The sequence below is a fragment of the Martelella sp. genome (assembly GCF_984369615.1).
Window position 1 is genome coordinate 1 of the sequence record NZ_CFHTCS010000083.1, and the last position, 14,554, is coordinate 14,554.

Annotated in this window: 14 protein-coding genes; 7 read left to right on the plus strand and 7 right to left on the minus strand. The window is 63.6% G+C overall.

Translation table 11 applies throughout. The annotated features are described in order from the left end of the window. A partial coding sequence (locus AC5DC2_RS09070; RefSeq protein ID WP_491698264.1) for an acyl-CoA dehydrogenase family protein occupies window positions 1–640 on the plus strand: 640 nt, incomplete at its 5' end. A 140-nt stretch (window positions 641–780) separates the two neighbouring features. Here the strand turns inward: AC5DC2_RS09070 and AC5DC2_RS09075 are convergent. Continuing rightward, window positions 781–948, minus strand: a complete 168-nt coding sequence (locus tag AC5DC2_RS09075) for a hypothetical protein (protein WP_024708374.1) — start codon at window positions 946–948, stop codon at window positions 781–783. Between the two features lie 368 nt (window positions 949–1,316). Here AC5DC2_RS09075 and AC5DC2_RS09080 point away from each other — a divergent pair, with 368 nt between their 5' ends. Then, on the plus strand, window positions 1,317–3,179 hold the full coding sequence (locus AC5DC2_RS09080; protein ID WP_024708375.1) for an aminopeptidase P family protein: 1,863 nt from the start codon (window positions 1,317–1,319) through the stop codon (window positions 3,177–3,179). Window positions 3,180–3,234: 55 nt separating this feature from the next. Here the strand turns inward: AC5DC2_RS09080 and AC5DC2_RS09085 are convergent, their stop codons facing one another. After that, on the minus strand, window positions 3,235–3,552 hold the full coding sequence (locus AC5DC2_RS09085) for an AzlD family protein (RefSeq protein WP_024708376.1): 318 nt from the start codon (window positions 3,550–3,552) through the stop codon (window positions 3,235–3,237). Beyond that, a complete protein-coding gene (locus tag AC5DC2_RS09090) occupies window positions 3,549–4,250 on the minus strand; it encodes an AzlC family ABC transporter permease (RefSeq protein WP_024708377.1) in 702 nt (233 codons plus the stop codon). Before AC5DC2_RS09090 ends, AC5DC2_RS09085 begins: the two co-directional genes overlap by 4 nt. A 155-nt stretch (window positions 4,251–4,405) precedes the next feature. Between AC5DC2_RS09090 and AC5DC2_RS09095 the strand changes: the two genes are divergently transcribed. Next, complete coding sequence (locus tag AC5DC2_RS09095) at window positions 4,406–4,642, plus strand: DUF2164 domain-containing protein (RefSeq protein ID WP_036237216.1); 237 nt, start codon at window positions 4,406–4,408, stop codon at window positions 4,640–4,642. Window positions 4,643–4,665: 23 nt separating this feature from the next. On the opposite strand, the gene AC5DC2_RS09100 is transcribed toward AC5DC2_RS09095, so the two are convergent. After that, on the minus strand, window positions 4,666–5,292 hold the full coding sequence (locus AC5DC2_RS09100) for a TetR/AcrR family transcriptional regulator (RefSeq protein WP_491698265.1): 627 nt from the start codon (window positions 5,290–5,292) through the stop codon (window positions 4,666–4,668). Between the two features lie 87 nt (window positions 5,293–5,379). Here AC5DC2_RS09100 and AC5DC2_RS09105 point away from each other — a divergent pair, with 87 nt between their 5' ends. Beyond that, window positions 5,380–6,009: an NAD(P)-dependent oxidoreductase gene (locus tag AC5DC2_RS09105; RefSeq protein ID WP_024708380.1), complete on the plus strand. Its 630-nt coding sequence runs from the start codon at window positions 5,380–5,382 to the stop codon at window positions 6,007–6,009. A 15-nt stretch (window positions 6,010–6,024) separates the two neighbouring features. Next, window positions 6,025–6,495 carry an anthrone oxygenase family protein gene (locus tag AC5DC2_RS09110; protein ID WP_491698266.1) on the plus strand — a complete coding sequence of 157 codons (471 nt, stop codon included), beginning with the start codon at window positions 6,025–6,027 and terminating at the stop codon, window positions 6,493–6,495. An 86-nt stretch (window positions 6,496–6,581) separates the two neighbouring features. On the opposite strand, the gene pncA is transcribed toward AC5DC2_RS09110, so the two are convergent. The 3 genes from pncA to AC5DC2_RS09125 form a co-directional block, all read right to left on the minus strand. Beyond that, window positions 6,582–7,217, minus strand: a complete 636-nt coding sequence (gene pncA, locus AC5DC2_RS09115) for a bifunctional nicotinamidase/pyrazinamidase (RefSeq protein ID WP_491698267.1) — start codon at window positions 7,215–7,217, stop codon at window positions 6,582–6,584. A 53-nt stretch (window positions 7,218–7,270) separates the two neighbouring features. Further along, the gene (locus AC5DC2_RS09120) at window positions 7,271–9,562 is read right to left on the minus strand and encodes a sensor domain-containing protein (protein WP_491698268.1); all 2,292 of its coding nucleotides are present in this window, start codon (window positions 9,560–9,562) and stop codon (window positions 7,271–7,273) included. 210 nt (window positions 9,563–9,772) lie between these two features. Further along, the gene (locus tag AC5DC2_RS09125; protein WP_491698269.1) at window positions 9,773–12,232 is read right to left on the minus strand and encodes an ATP-dependent helicase; all 2,460 of its coding nucleotides are present in this window, start codon (window positions 12,230–12,232) and stop codon (window positions 9,773–9,775) included. A gap of 256 nt (window positions 12,233–12,488) precedes the next feature. Between AC5DC2_RS09125 and AC5DC2_RS09130 the strand changes: the two genes are divergently transcribed. Continuing rightward, entirely contained in the window at window positions 12,489–13,625 is a 1,137-nt protein-coding gene (locus tag AC5DC2_RS09130; protein ID WP_491698270.1) for an efflux RND transporter periplasmic adaptor subunit, read from the plus strand. Continuing rightward, the coding region (locus tag AC5DC2_RS09135) for an efflux RND transporter permease subunit (protein ID WP_491698271.1) at window positions 13,622–14,554 on the plus strand (933 nt) is incomplete at its 3' end. The genes AC5DC2_RS09130 and AC5DC2_RS09135, both read left to right, overlap by 4 nt.

Below are 14,554 nucleotides of genomic sequence, written 5' to 3' on the forward strand. Positions count from 1 at the left end.
CCAGCCGCTGATGATGCGGGTGCTCGCCGATCTGGCGCTCGATGTGGCCGCCGCCGGGGCGCTCTCCTTCCGCCTTGCCGAAAGCTTCGATCGCGCCCGCGACAGTGCCGAGGAGGCGGCTTACGCCCGGGTGATGACGCCGGTGACCAAATACTGGACCACAAAGATCGCGCCCGCCGTTGTGGCCGAGGCGATGGAAGCGATGGGCGGCAATGGTTTCATCGAGGACCGGCCGATCACCCGTCATTATCGCGACGCGCCGGGACTGGCCATGCATGACGGCGCTGGCAACATGATGGCGCTCGATCTGAGGCGCGTCGTCGAGCACGGCAGCGACCTGTTCGAGGCCGTCTTCCAGCTGATCGCGCGCGATCTCGGGGCCTCCGGCGCCAAGATCGTCGAGTTGCTCCGTGCGGCCATGGCGCTGTGCAAGACCCATGAAAGCGCTGCCCGCATCTTCATCGAGCAGCTTGCGCTCGCCGCCGGCGCTGCCGAGCTCTACCGGCTGGGCGCCGGCCGCATCGCCGACGCCTTTCTCGAAACCCGGCTTGCGGCAGGCTGGCGCTCCACCTATGGCATGCTCGATACGCGGTTTGACGCGAGCTATGTCGTGGAACTGCTGTTTCCGGAAATGGACTGAGCTTTCGGCCAAAGGAAAAGGGCCATGCCCTGAGGCATGGCCCTTGTTTTGCTGACCTGCGGCGCTCCGCGAGCGGGGAGGACGCTCAAGCGGATTGCGGGGTCTGCACGACGCATTTGCTGCGCCGGAAACTTGCTCGATTAAAACAGCATAGAGCCGTTGGCGTTGCGGCGCAGTTCGTCGCGCGACTTGCCCAGCTTCTTCAGGGATTCGTCGTCAAGCTTCAGCAGTTCGGCATTGACGAAACGGTTGGCCTGGCTCTGGCGGGCATTGGCAATGTTCTTGTAAGCGCTACGGAAGAAACCCATTTTCAGTTCTCCTTTTCCTGTAGACCGTGCCGGACGACCTTCCGTCCCTCGGTCCATTTCGCTTCGCGGCTATCAGCGCTGATCCCTTTGATCACCGCCGGCGCGAAGCCTTCATCAATCAACTGTCTGGAATATAGACCGTGGCTTCCGCGTCTGGCAGGTGGGAAGCCGAATGGGAGCCATGCAGAAAACGCATGCATATTTCAGGAACTGGCAAAACGCCTGTCATGCTGCACGAATATTATGCAGCAACGCCTGTGTCCGGGCATTGAACCCTTCGCGCTCCGGGATGACCGGGTAAGGCGGATTGTTGTGATGCCGCTTCAAACGCTCTATCGTCGCGCCGATCGAATTGATTGGTGATTTTCATGTTTCAGTCCTTTGACGTTTCCGCCCGCCCGGCGCAGGCCGCCCCGCGCATCAAGGCCCTGCGCGATCTGTTCCCGTCCCTCGGCATCAACGCGGTTCTGGTGCCGCGCACGGATGAGTATCTGGGCGAGTATGTGCCGCTTTCAGCCGAAAGGCTTGCCTTCCTCACCGGCTTCACCGGTTCTGCCGGCGTGGCGCTGGTGATGGAGACGACCGCGATCGTCTTCGTTGATGGTCGGTACACATCGCAACTGAAGATCCAGACCGATCCGGGCCTGATCGCCGGCGGCGATCTCGTCGGCTGTCCGCCTTCTGCATGGCTCGCCGAGAACCGGCCGGAAGGCATGCGGCTCGGCATCGACCCGTGGCTGCATACGCCGAGCGAGGTCGAGCGGCTGAAGTCCGCGCTCGGGGAGATCGGCGGGGAGCTAGTCCTGCTTTCCGAAAATCCGATCGACCGGATCTGGCTGGAACGGCCAGCGCCGCCCGCAACGCCGGTGACCGTGCAGCCACAGAAATTTGCCGGAAAGCCGGCGAAGGAGAAATTGGACGACATCGCGAAAGCCGCGCGCGACAAGCGGGCCGACGCGGTGTTGATCGCCGATTCGACCTCGGTTGCCTGGGCTTTCAACATTCGCGGCAATGATGTCGCCCATACGCCCGCGCCGCTCTCGCGCGCGATCGTGAAGGCGGACGGCAGCGCCGTCCTGTTTCTGTCTCCTGAAAAAGTGTCCGGCGAGGCCAGGGCGCATATCGATGATCTTGCCGAGCTCGAAGCGCCGGAGGCCGTTTCAGCCCGTCTCGAGGCGCTTGCGGGTGCGGCGATCATGCTTGATCGCTCCGCCGTGCCTTATGCCTGTGTGCGGCTCATCGAGGATGCCGGCGGCACGGTGATCGACGCGCCCGATCCGGTTGTTGCCGCCCGCGCGGTCAAGAATGAGGGCGAGCAGGCGGGCACGCGCAAGGCGCACCTGCAGGACGGCGCGGCGATGGTCGCCTTTCTGAGCTGGCTCGACGGCCAGGCCCCCGGTTCCGTCAGCGAGATAACGGCCGCGAGCGCGCTCGAGGCCGCGCGCGCTTCGGTGGGCGAGCGCATGCAGAACCCGCTGCGCGACATCTCCTTCGACACGATCTCCGGCGCGGGGCCGAACGCGGCGATCATTCACTACAGGGTGACCACCGAGACCGACCGGATGCTTCGCGATGGCGAGATGTATCTGGTCGATTCCGGCGCGCAATATCAAAACGGCACGACCGATATCACGCGCACGCTTGCCATCGGGGCGGTGGACGACGAGAAGCGGCGGTTCTTCACGCTGGTGCTGAAGGGCATGATCGCGCTTTCGACGGCCCGTTTTCCGGCAGGCACGCGCGGCATGGATCTCGATCCGCTCGCCCGCATCGCGCTCTGGAAGGCGGGCGTCGACTATGCCCACGGCACGGGCCACGGCGTTGGTTCCTATCTTTCCGTTCACGAGGGACCGCAGCGGCTTTCGCGGCTTGGTACCCCGGAACTGAAACCCGGCATGATCCTGTCCAACGAGCCCGGCTATTACCGGCCCGGCGACTTCGGCATCCGCATCGAGAACCTGCTGCTGGTGAAGGAGGCGGAGCCTGTAGCGGGCGGAGAAATTCCCATGCTCTCCTTCGAGACGCTGACCTGGTGTCCGATCGACTTGCGCCTCGTCATGGCCGACCTTCTGACGCAGGAGGAGCGTGACTGGCTCGACGCCTACCACGCCGAAACGCGCGAGAAGCTGATGCCTCTCGTTGCCGACGACAAGGAGCGGGCCTGGCTTGAAGCGGCGACCCGGCCGCTTGGAGCCCCATCCGTCCATTCGGACGCACAAAGGACGCTCTGATATATTGAATCGACGCATCGGCCCGAAAATCGATTCCGATTTTCGGGCCGATGCGCTAGCCGATGATGAAATAGCGGCAGACCATCACCACCGACCAGCCGACAGCGATCATCGGCAGTGGCGACTTGAAGCGCAGCCCCGTCAGAAGGGCTGCCGCGATCGCAAGCTTGCCCTCCCAGCCGCCGGCATAGAAGGCAGGCGCCACCAGCGTCGTCAGCACTGCCGCCGGTATGGCGTTGAGCGCCGCTTCGGCGCGCGGTGGAATGTCGGAGACCACCGAGAGCAGGACATAGCCGGCAATGCGCGTCAGATAGGTGGCGACCGCCGCGCCGAGAATGACGAGGATCATGTGATCATTGGTGAAATCGCTCATCGCGCGGCCTCCCTGGCCTTGCCGGGCGGCAGGAGGGCGGCAAGCAGGATGCCGGCGAGCGCGCCGATGCTGACATGCCAGGGCGACCCGACCGTGGCATAGGCGAGGATCGAGCCAAGCGCGCTTGCGGCGACGATCGGCAGATAGTTCGGCCGTTTCCTGAAGCCCATGACCAGGCTGAGGAAATAGATCGGCAGCAGGATGTCGAGACCGAGCGCCTCCGGGTTCTTGATGAAGCCGCCGAGCGTGGCGCCGATCAGCGTCATGATGTTCCAGAGAACGTAGAGCACGAGGCCCGCCCCGAGATACCAGGAGAAGGTCACGCGTTCCTGCTCCTCGTGCCGTTTCAGCGCCTCGGCGAATTGCGGGTCGGTCATCAGGAAGAAGGCAACGAGCTTTTTCGGCAGCGAAAAATGGGCAATCACCGGCGTCAGCGCAGCGGAATAGAGCACATGGCGGAAATTGACCGCGACAATCGAGGCGATGATCAGCCAGGGCGCGACCCGCTGGCCGAAAAGCTCGACGCCGACGAGCTGGCTGGCGCCGGCAAAGATCGTCAGGCTCATCACCGCCGTTTCGAAGACGCTCTGGCCTTGCGTGACCGACACCGCGCCGAACAGCATGCCGAAGGGGGCGGCCGAAAGCGCCGGCACGATGCCGGAGCGAAGGCCGCTTGAAAATTCTGAACTCTCTGGCAAGGGGAGGCGACTCCTGATCATTTCGGGCTGGTTCCCCACGGGAAGCGGCGGACAGACTGCGCGAGGGGAGGGAGGCTGTCCACCCGTTTACCGTCTTTGCCATCCGTGCACAAATGAGATGAATTGATAATGCGATCAAACCGGAGGAACGCGTCATGATCAAACTCAGCGCCCGCGAAAAGGCCGCCCTTTCGGAGCGGCTCAGGGACTATTGCGCCGAGGAGCTCGATTGCGAGATCGGCACGCTTCAGGCCGAACTGTTTGCCGAAGTGATCGCCCGCGAATTCGCGCCGGTCTTCTACAACAGCGGCCTGCGCGACGCCGAGGCCCTGCTGATGAAGCGCATGGAAAGCTTCGGCGACGAGATCGCGGCGCTGGAAATGCCGGCCTGAAGCGCTGCACGCAGGCGCGTTTTCTACCCTCGGCGAACGCCGGCAGGCGGCGGGTGGTCGGGTTCGGCCTCAGCCAGCAGAGCCCGCTCTGCCAGCGTTTTCGTCATTTCCGCATAGCGTGATTGCGACCAGCCGCAGGCGCGCACCAGGCATTCCCAGTTTTCCACCGACAGCAGCATCCACAACAGATCGGTTGCTTCCTCTTCCGTCCGTTCCGGCGCGAGACGGCCTTCCGCGACGAGCGCCCGCACGGCGGCCGCGCAACCATGGCGGACCGCGCGCATCCGGTCGTCCCAGGCCTCCGCCGCCTCCCTGTCACTGTCACGCATCGAGCGTAGCGCGACCGAGATCCCGTGTATCTCGGGGATATACCCGGTCCAGGCCTCGATGAAGGCGTGCAGACGCTCCACGCCCGAGCGTGCAGACCGGCTGGGCGCGAGCCGCTCGTCAACATTCTTCACGCGGTCGATGTGCCGTGTCGTGGCCACCAGAAGCTCCGCGCGATTGGGAAAATGCAGGTAAAGCGCCTGGCGGCTGATGCCGACCGCCTTGGCGATATCGGACATGCGCACGGCCTTGTCTCCGGATTCCAGAAGTTTCCAGGCGGTTTCGAGTATGCGCGTTCGCGTATCGGTTTGCTGACTTGACATGGTGTCAATCTATCGTCTATTGACGTCGTGTCAACTTTACATCGTGTCAAGTAAAGCGATTGCATCATTCCTCGAAGGAGAACCGCAATGAAAGTGATCATATTCGGAGCCACCGGCAGCATCGGCCGGCTCGCCGCGGAAGAAATGCTCAAGGCCGGCCACACGGTCTCCGCCTTTGCCCGCCACCCGGAAAGACTGAAGCTCGACCACCCGGACCTCAACCGTATCGCAGGCGATGCGCTGAACGCTGAAGAGGTGCTCAATGCGGTCGCCGGCCATGACGCCGTGGTGATCACCCTGGGCGCAGGAACCGCGCGCAGGAGCGTCATCCGCTCGCAAGGCACGCTGAACGTCATCCAGGCCATGCACGCGCACGGCGTCCGGCGTCTGATCTGCCAGTCGACCCTTGGCGCACGGGAAAGCTGGCCGAACCTGAATTTCTGGTGGAAGCGGGTGATGTTCGGCGCGCTGCTGGCGCCGGTCTTTCGGGATCACGAGCTGCAGGAGCAAATGGTGGCGGCGAGCGGGCTCGACTGGACCATCGTCCGGCCTTCCGCCTTCACCGACGCGGCCACGCGCCGTCCCGTGATCGAGGATGTGTCGCCGGCAGCGCGCGGGCTGGACCTCAAGATCGCGCGGGCGGACCTTGCGCGTTTCCTTTCCCGTCAGCTGGGCGAAACCACCTATCTGGGCCGCGCCGTCGGTCTTTCGAGCTGAAGGAGCGTGGCTTGAATGACAGTATTGCTATTGGGCGCCGGTTTCCTGATGGCGCTGCTGGCCGGCGTCTTCCTCAGCTTTTCCGATTTCGTCATGCGGGGGCTTGCCGAGGCGCCCGACCATGCCGGAGCAGCCGGCATGGTCGGGCTGAACCGGACGGTCTATCGATCGGTCTTCATGGTTCTGTTCACCGGCTTTCTGCCGGTCGCCGCGGCGCTGGCGCTGCTGGCCTTCCTGCAGGGCGCGGGGCCGTCGCGGTTTCTGGTCCTCGCCGGAGCGCTCGCCTATTATTCCGGCGTGTTCGCCGTCACCGGATTGGACAATGTCCCGATGAACAGGCATCTTGCGCTGGTGTCTGCCCGGCCGGACGAGACGGCGGCCTACTGGCCGAATTACGCCCGGCGCTGGACGCGGCTGAACCATATCCGGACCGGAGCTTCGGGCTTCGCCGCGGCATGCTGGCTGGTTGCGGCTAGCATGCACTAGCGCATCGGCCCGAAAATCGGGTCTGATTTTCGGAAAGCCCAAATCTAGAGAGGCTTCGCCGGCGGCATTTGCCCGCCGGCTTGCGGCTATGGTCTCTTGCCGCCGGTCGCGGTCCCGAGATCGATGATCTCGACGCCGGCCTCGCGCATTTCAGCAAGCGCCTGTTCCACACCCTCCTCGCTGATGCCGCGGCAGCCTTCGAGGATCACGCGGACCGTCACGCCGGGCAGCATCTCCCGGGCGTCGAGCGCGGTGAACTTTACGCAGAAGTCGAGCGCCAGGCCGGCTATGTCGACCACGGTGACGTTCTTCTGCCGCAGGTAGTCGGCAAGTCCGGTAACGGCATGATGCTCGTTGTCGCGGAACGCCGAATAGGAATCGATCGCGGGGTTCTCGCCCTTGCGCTGGATGTAGTCGACCGCGGCAATGTCGAGGTCGGGATGGAACGCGGCGTCCTCGGTGTTCTGGACGCAGTGGTCCGGCCACATCACCTGTGGCTTTCCGCCAAGCTCGCCCATGTCGAACGGCTTCCTGCCGGGATGGACCGAGGCGAAGGAGCCATGGCCTTCCGGGTGCCAGTCCTGCGAGGCGGCAATGACATCATAACCGCCGTCCCTGATCAGGCGGTTGGCGACCGGTACCACGGCATCGCCGTCGGCGACGGCGAGGTTGCCGCCCGGGCAGAAACCGTTCTGGATATCGACAAGCAGAAGGGCTTTCATGTTTTCGCTCCGGTATCTGACGATCTGCGGGGCGGGAGAGGCCCGCGACCGTTTCAGGGTTTGAGATAGTAGGAGGCCGGCTGGGGCGGGCTGAAGAGAAAGCCCTGCAGGCCTTCGCAGCCCTGACTGCGCAACCATGCTTCCTGTTCACGCGTCTCCACGCCCTCGGCTACGATCGATATGCCGAGATGGTGGGCCATGGTGATGATCAACTCCACAAGGGATGTGTCGCTGCTGTCATGCGGTACGCCGGCAATGAATGTCTTGTCGATCTTCAGTTCGTTCAGCGGGAACTGCTTGAGGTAGACAAGCGCGGAATAGCCGGTGCCGAAATCGTCGATCGACAGCCTGATTCTGAGCGCCCTGATCTTCCTGAGTTGCGCGAGCGCCAGGTCGAAATTGGCAATCATCAGGCTTTCCGTCATCTCCAGCGTCAACCGCTCGGGATCGAACTGGTGATGATCGAGAAGCGATGCAAGGTCGTCGACGAATTTCTCCCGGAGGAACTGGCGGACCGAAACGTTGACGGCGAGGTGCAGGTCGGGGTTTTCCGCGAGCATCCTGCAGGATTCCTCGAGGACCCACGCGCCGATGGGGACGATCAGTCCCGTCGCCTCCGCCACGGCGATGAAGCTGCCGGGACCGACGATGCCGCGCTCGGGATGGTCGAGCCGCAGCAGAACCTCGAAATGCCGTCCCGGGGCATCGGCGATGATCTTTGGCTGCAGGAACAGCCTGAACCCGTCGCTCTGCAGGGCTTTTTCCAGTGCGGTTTCGACATCGAAGCGGGCGACGAGATCGTCGACCATGCCGCTGTGGAACCAGTTGATGCTGCCGCGCCCGCGCGACTTGGCATTGTGCATGGCGAGGTCGGCGCGTCGCAATTCCTCCTCCGCCCCTTCCGAGGAAGGGCCGACCAGAACCGCGCCGGCGCTGGCGCTCGGCGTAATCTGGTTGCCGCTGATGATGGCCTGGCGCGAAAGGCAGGCGTGCAGGTCCTCTATCTTCTCATGCGCCGCTTCGCGCGCCCTGGCCTCATCCCCGCCGAGCGCGGTCAGGAACACCACGAATTCGTCGCTGGAAAGGCGCGCCGTGAAGGAGCCGGCGTCGATATTGTTGCTGAGGCGCCTGCCCGTGGTTTTCAGAAGCGCGTCGCCGATATTGTGGCCGAAGATCGAATTCACGGCGGCGAAGCTGTCGAGGTCGAAAATCGCGATCGCCATGAACTGTTGATTGACCTTGTGCGTGGCGAGGAAGCCGAGCAGCACTTCCTGCGCCTTGGCGCGGTTCGCCAGCTTCGTCAGGGGATCATAATAGGCAAGCGCCTCGACCCTGGCTTCCGTGCGCCGTCGCTCGGTGACATCGCGCCAGACGCTGACGGAGCCGAGCCGCTCGCCGCGCGTATCAATGACCGGCGCCTTGATCATCTCGAGCGTGTATTTGCGCCCGGCCGGATTGGTGACCTCGCCCTGGTTGATCAGTTTGCCCTGGTTGTTCACATCGGAGAAGACCTGCTGCATCAGGAGCGCGTCGGTGCTGTGCCCGAAAATCTCGCGGTCGGTCTTGCCGACGATCATCTCCGCCGGCATGCCGACAAACTCCGCGGCCGCCTGGTTGCAGGCCTCCAGCGTGCCGTCCGGCCTCTTGAAATAGATCTGGTCGGGGATGGCGTCGATCACGACGCGCAGCAGCAGGTGCTGACGACCGAGCGCGCGCACCAGCCGCCGCCCGCGTATAAGGACGATGCCGAGAATGATCACGATGCCGGAAAGCACGGCGATCGCGGAAATGAGCGTCAGGTTCAAGAGACCGTCGGTCGCGCGCAACTCCGCTGATTTCTGGCGCACGGCATCCTCGAGGTTTGACGAATAGGCCGCCAGCGGCTCCCCGCCGGAGCGTACGTCATGGGCTTCCGCGATCACCGAGAAGAGCCGCGTCTTCTGTTCCAGGATGATCGGCCAGGAAAATGTCCGCACCGTATGGATCGTGCCGTCCTTGAAACGGTGCGGAAAGAGGAAATAGTGCTGGTTGCCCGTGCGCGCATTGTCCAGCTGGACCTTGATCTTGTCCTCCGACATCTGGTTGAGATCGGAGACGAACAGCCTTCTGAACTCGTCCGAACTCCAGCCGTACAAGGTTTGAGCGGCATGATTGGCGGCAAGGATCCTGCCGTTCATCGGCTCGATCAGCAGCATCGCCACAGGACTGTCCTCGAAGAAGTCGGGAAGGCGAATGACGGGAACCTGAGCCTTGAGCCCGGTCGCGGCCGCCGCCACAAACATGAAGGCCGCCAGCACAACGCCGGCAATATGCCGTTCGTATCGTCGCGCCTTTCTCGTTGCCAACTGCATGTTATAAGGAGGCCTTGTGCGTCAAGATGAATCGGGAACCCAATAAACCTGAGAACGAATAAACGGAATACGATTAGTGTGTAAGCTTACACTAAATAATGACAGGTTAAATAAGTAAGAATATTTCCCGCGACCTTGCATTGTGCAATGCAAAAGACAAGGGGACGGAATCGTCCGGGGAGCGGCTAGAAACACCGTCCGCGCTCAGGCCGGCTTGACGAAACCGTCGAGAACCCTTTTCTGCCCGGCCTTGTCGAAGTCGATCGTCAGCTTGTTGCCCTCGATTGCGGCGATGTTGCCATTGCCGAATTTGAGGTGGAAAACGCGGTCGCCGACCGCGAATCTGGAGGGCGTCTCTTCGCTGCTGCGAGCAACGAGCTCGCCTTCAATCGTGCGTCCGCGCGGCCCGCTCTCCCCATAGCCGATGCGCTCGACGGCATGGCCGGAGCGCGTGCCCCAGTTGTCGCGGGTTGCATCGTTGCGGTTTTCCTGAGCCCGCTTCCAGCCGGGGGTGGCATAGGTGTTGGAAAACGGCGCGGCGCGGTCAAAGCGCGACTGGCCGTAGCCGCCATAGGAGACCTCGGTCTCGCCGACCTCGACATGGTCTTCCGGCAGTTCGTCGAGGAAGCGCGACGGCATGGTCGACTGCCACAGCCCGTGAATGCGCCGGTTGGAGACGAACCAGATGTGGCAGTTGCGCTTGGCGCGGGTCAGGCCGACATAGGCGAGGCGGCGTTCTTCCTCGAGGCCGGCGCGCCCGCTCTCGTCCAGCGCGCGCTGGTGCGGAAACAGGCCCTCTTCCCAGCCGGGCAGGAACACGGTCTTGAATTCCAGACCCTTGGCCGAATGCAGCGTCATGATCGAGACGGCGTCCATCTCCTCGTTCTGGTCGGCGTCCATCACCAGCGACACGTGTTCCAGAAAACCACGCATGCTTTCGAATCCGTTCATGGAGCGGATCAGCTCCTTCAGGTTTTCAAGCCTGCCGGGCGCTTCGGCGGAACGGTCGTTCTGCCACATCTCGGTATAGCCGCTTTCCTCAAGGATGATCTCCGCAAGCTCCGTATGCGGCGTGGTCTCCAGCAACTCCTGCCAACGCGTGAACTGGGTGACGACGTCGAACAGCGCCTTGCGCGGCTTCGGCTTCAGTTCGTCCGTGTCGATCATCTCGCGCGCTGCCGCCAGCATCGGAATGTCGCGGGCGCGGGCATAATCGTGGATCTTGCGCACGCTGGCATCGCCCAGGCCGCGCTTCGGCGTGTTGATGATCCGCTCCAGCGCCAGATCGTCGGCAGGCTGGCAGGTGAGGCGGAAGAATGCCATCGCGTCGCGGATCTCAAGCCGCTCGTAGAAGCGCGGGCCGCCGATGACGCGGTAGTTGAGCCCGAGCGTGACGAACCGGTCCTCGAATTCGCGCATCTGGAACGACGCGCGCACGAGAATGGCCATGTCGTTCAGAAGCTCGCCGCGGCGCTGCAACTGTTCGATCTCCTCGCCGACCGCGCGCGCTTCCTCCTCCGAATCCCAGGCGGCATGGACCTGAACCTTGTCGTCATCGGGATCGGAACGCTCGGTGAACAGCGTCTTGCCGAGGCGTCCGTCATTATGCGCGATGAGATTGCCGGCAGCCCCCAGAATATGGGCTGTGGAACGGTAGTTGCGTTCCAGCCGGACGACCTTCGCGCCACGGAAATCCTTTTCGAAGCGCAGGATGTTGTCGACCTCGGCGCCGCGCCAGCCATAGATCGACTGGTCGTCGTCGCCGACGCAGCAGATGTTGACCGGACCGTCATCCTCGCCCGGACGCTGGGCGAGAAGCCGCAGCCACATATATTGCGCGGTGTTGGTGTCCTGATACTCGTCCACCAGAATATAGCGGAAGCGGCGGTGATAGTCCTTCAAGATATCCGGGTTTTCACGGAAGAGCCGGATCGGATGCAACAGGAGATCGCCGAAATCGCAGGCATTCAGCGTCTTCAGCCGGTCCTGATAGGCCTTGTAGAGCTCTCGTCCCTTGCCGTTGGCAAAGGCGCGGGCGTCGCCTTCGGGAATGAGCTCGGGCGTCAGCCCCTTGTTCTTCCAGCCGTCGATCATTGAGGAAAACTGGCGCGCCGGCCAGCGCTTGTCATCGAGGCCTTCGGCCTGGATCAACTGCTTGATCAGGCGGATGACGTCATCCGTGTCCAGAATGGTGAAATCGGACCTGAGCCCCACAAGCTCGGCATGGCGGCGCAGAAGCTTCACGCCGATGGAGTGGAACGTGCCGAGCCAGGGCATGCCCTCCACCGCGCCGCCGACGAGCACGCCGACCCGCTCCTTCATCTCGCGGGCGGCCTTGTTGGTAAAGGTCACGGCGAGGATCTGGCTCGGATAGGCGCGGCCTGATGCCAGGATATGGGCAATGCGGGTGGTGAGCACCCGCGTCTTGCCGGTGCCTGCGCCGGCGAGCACGAGGAGCGGGCCCTCGATGGTTTCGACGGCATCGCGCTGCTCGGGGTTGAGGCCGGTGAGGTAATCGGGCGCATCGGGCGCGCGCCGTGCCGCCATGGCGCGCGCGGCAAGCCCGCCCGCCTGTCCGGGGGGCCCGCCGGGCGCCGCCGCCGCCGGCTTGCGCGGTTCGTCATCGTCGTCGAAGAACGGTATGTCGTCGTGGCCGTGAATCATGGCGCCAATCTAGTGGCTTGAGGGGCAAAGGTGAAGGCATGCATCGAAATGAGAACAAAATATGCACAGAGCGGGGCGTTGTCCGTTCGGAAATACGGCATGAAGAAGGCGACGGACGCGCGCAAAGATTACAAATTGGTGAGGTTTCATTCCGTGGCTTGCAGTGAGCCGGGTGATCTGGATAATTCCACTCATATTCTTATCGCTTTCCACAGGCCGTCACCGTCGGCATCCTCTTTGAAAACCGGAGTCATTGATGCGTTTCTACCAGCAGGTTGCCGTGAGTGTCTGTCTTCTGGCGATCGGATCCGCGGCATGGCTCTTTCTGGCGCCCGGCGGGCGCGCGGTGCTGACGTCCTACGGCGTTCTGGAGGCGAAGTCGGGCGACAGCGGCGGCGGTCGTCCCCCCGGCGGTTTTGCGGGAGGCGGCATCCAGGTGGTGAGCGCGCCGGTGACCACGGGCACCGTCAATGACGAACTGACGGCGATCGGCAGCGGCGAGGCAATCCGCTCGGTCACCGTGCTTCCGGAGGAGGCGGGCACGATCACCGAGCTCAACCTTTCCTCGGGCGATACGGTTGAGAAGGGGGAGGTCATCGCCGTGCTCGATGACCGCGAACAGGTGCTCGCCCGCAATCTGGCCGAGGTCGCGCTCGAAAGCGCGACCCGCCAGGCAGAGGTCAATCGCCGGATAAAGTCGGCGATCTCCGACCTCGAGGTCTATAATGCCGAGATCGCCGAGCGGTCGGCCGCCCTCGACCTCGAGGCTGCCGAACTCGACCTTTCGCGTCGCCGCATCGTTGCACCGATCGCAGGCGTTGCCGGAATCGTTCCGGTCAATGTCGGCGATTATGTCACGACCTCGTCCGAAATCGTCACCATCGACGACCGCTCCTCGATCCTGGTCGATTTTTCCGTGCCGGAACGTTTCGCCACCGCGATCCGCCCCGGCGCACCGGTCGAGGCGAGCCTCGTTTCCGCGCCACAGCAGGTGTTCGAGGGCGAAGTGCAGGCCGTCGACAACCGGATTGACGCGGCAAGCCGCACCTTCATGGTGCGCGCGCGCCTCGACAACGAGGATGATGCGCTGCGCGCCGGCATGTCCTTCGACGTGTCGATGCGTTTTCCGGGCGATGTCTATCCGGCCGTCGATCCGCTCGCGATCCAGTGGGATTCCGAAGGCGCCTATGTCTGGCAACTCGTTGACGGCAAATCGACCAAGACGCGGGTTCGCATCATCCAGCGCGACCCCGACGTGGTTCTGGTCGATGCCGAACTGCAGGAAGGCGATGTGGTGATTATCGAGGGTATCCAGCGGCTGAGGGAAGGGGGGGCAGTCAGTGACATAACCTCCGGGGTCACGAAACGTCCGAGCGCGGAGACCGCATCATGAGCGACCGCGAAAACGACAAGACGCCCGGCGAAGAAACGACGGCCGAAAACCAGCCGAACGATGCGCGCAGCGAGGCGGAAAAGGCGATCGCCGAACATGAGAGCGAGCATGGCTTCACGGCGCTCTTCGTGCGCCGGCCAATCCTCGCGGCGGTCTTCAATGCGCTGATCGTCGTTGCCGGTCTCGCCGCCTTTTTCGGCGTCGAGGTGCGCGAACTGCCGGATGTCGACCAGCCGGTGATTACCGTACGCACCACCTTTTCGGGCGCCGCGCCCGAGACGGTCGACCGCGAGGTGACCAATGTCATCGAGGGCGCGGTCGCGCGCGTTCCGGGCCTGCAGTCGATGTCCTCCCAGTCCTCCACCGGCTCAAGCCGGGTGACGCTGGAATTCAGCAAGGATACGGATATCAACGTCGCCTCCATGGATGTGCGCGACGCCGTCGGCCGCGTCGAGGGGCAATTGCCCGACGATGCCGACGAGCCGCGCATCGTCAAGGCGGACTCGGATGCACAGCCGGTCGTCCGGCTGGCGATCACCTCGTCCACGCTCGGCATCGACGACCTGACCGAACTCGTCAGCGACGAGATCGAGGACCGGTTCGCCGCCGTGCCCGGCGTGGCCGATGTCGCCGTCTACGGCGAGCGGGAGAAGATCTTTCGCATTGATATCAACCAGGCCGCCCTTGCAAGCCGGGGCCTCTCGGTGGCTGACCTGGCGTCGGCGCTGTCCGATATCTCCTGGGACGTGCCGGCGGGCTCGCTGACCAGCACCACCCAGGCGCTCGGCGTGCGCGCCACCGCCGACATCACCACGCCGGAGGAATTCGCCGATATCCGCGTGGCCGAGAATGTCCGTCTCGGCGATGTCGCCACCGTCGTCTTCGGGCCGGACACGGCGGCAACGGCGCTGCGCTACAACGGCCAGCCC

Bases quoted from the DNA above. Each gene is read 5' to 3' on its own strand.
- AC5DC2_RS09075 (WP_024708374.1), bottom strand. From the start codon at position 948: ATGGGTTTCTTCCGTAGCGCTTACAAGAACATTGCCAATGCCCGCCAG.
- AC5DC2_RS09080 (WP_024708375.1), top strand. From the start codon at position 1,317: ATGTTTCAGTCCTTTGACGTTTCCGCCCGCCCGGCGCAGGCCGCCCCG.
- AC5DC2_RS09085 (WP_024708376.1), bottom strand. From the start codon at position 3,552: ATGAGCGATTTCACCAATGATCACATGATCCTCGTCATTCTCGGCGCG.
- AC5DC2_RS09095 (WP_036237216.1), top strand. From the start codon at position 4,406: ATGATCAAACTCAGCGCCCGCGAAAAGGCCGCCCTTTCGGAGCGGCTC.
- AC5DC2_RS09100 (WP_491698265.1), bottom strand. From the start codon at position 5,292: ATGTCAAGTCAGCAAACCGATACGCGAACGCGCATACTCGAAACCGCC.
- AC5DC2_RS09105 (WP_024708380.1), top strand. From the start codon at position 5,380: ATGAAAGTGATCATATTCGGAGCCACCGGCAGCATCGGCCGGCTCGCC.
- AC5DC2_RS09110 (WP_491698266.1), top strand. From the start codon at position 6,025: ATGACAGTATTGCTATTGGGCGCCGGTTTCCTGATGGCGCTGCTGGCC.
- pncA (WP_491698267.1), bottom strand. From the start codon at position 7,217: ATGAAAGCCCTTCTGCTTGTCGATATCCAGAACGGTTTCTGCCCGGGC.
- AC5DC2_RS09125 (WP_491698269.1), bottom strand. From the start codon at position 12,232: ATGATTCACGGCCACGACGACATACCGTTCTTCGACGACGATGACGAA.
- AC5DC2_RS09130 (WP_491698270.1), top strand. From the start codon at position 12,489: ATGCGTTTCTACCAGCAGGTTGCCGTGAGTGTCTGTCTTCTGGCGATC.